The sequence below is a fragment of the Bariatricus sp. HCP28S3_A7 genome, assembly GCF_052066375.1.
In the GTDB taxonomy this organism is placed as follows: domain Bacteria; phylum Bacillota; class Clostridia; order Lachnospirales; family Lachnospiraceae; genus Allocoprococcus.
Genome location: NZ_JBQHSG010000089.1, coordinates 1 through 588, shown reverse-complemented (window position 1 = coordinate 588; position 588 = coordinate 1). Strand labels below are relative to the sequence as shown.

Sequence of the window (588 nt, the reverse complement as noted above, 5' to 3'; positions counted from 1 at the left end):
GTGAAAAACTCCAATCTATCAAAAATCGCATGTGAATTATAGTGAATTACTCCAACTCGCAAAGGGCTGGGGTAATTTTGTATCTGACCGCATTAATATTTGGCGCTTACGCAACTAACGGAACCTATTATTTCAGAGCGAATTTAGGAAAACACCCTGTAACTGGGAAACAAATACAAAAATATCGCAGTGGATTTGCAACAAAGAAAGAGGCTCGGGCAGAATATTCAAAGCTTATTCTGTCTACACCAGATGAGCTTACGGAAAAGAAAGAGGAAGTGACTTTCAAAAAATTTATTCAGAAGATTTATCTTCCCTGGTATAAAACCCAGGTAAAAGAAAGTACATACAAGAACAGGTATGCTACCATTGAAAAACACTTTTCCTATTTCTATAAGATGAATACTGACAAAATTGAGCCAATTCATGTGCAAAACTGGCAATTAAAACTGGCAAAAAACTACAGCCCAAATTATGTGAATATTCCTGTGCGGTAACACCGCAAATCCGGCAGACGGGAAACCGTCTGTCCGGACTTGCGGGAACCGCTTATGCGAGTTTACTCGCGTAATGCTTTATCTAAGCCGT

General features: G+C 39.1%; 1 pseudogene. It reads left to right on the top strand.

Going from position 1 to position 588, the window contains the following annotated elements:
• Positions 1–95: 95 nt before the first annotated feature.
• Positions 96–485, top strand: a pseudogene (locus ACTNA4_RS16110) (Arm DNA-binding domain-containing protein); the annotation flags it as partial.
• Positions 486–588: the final 103 nt, after the last annotated feature.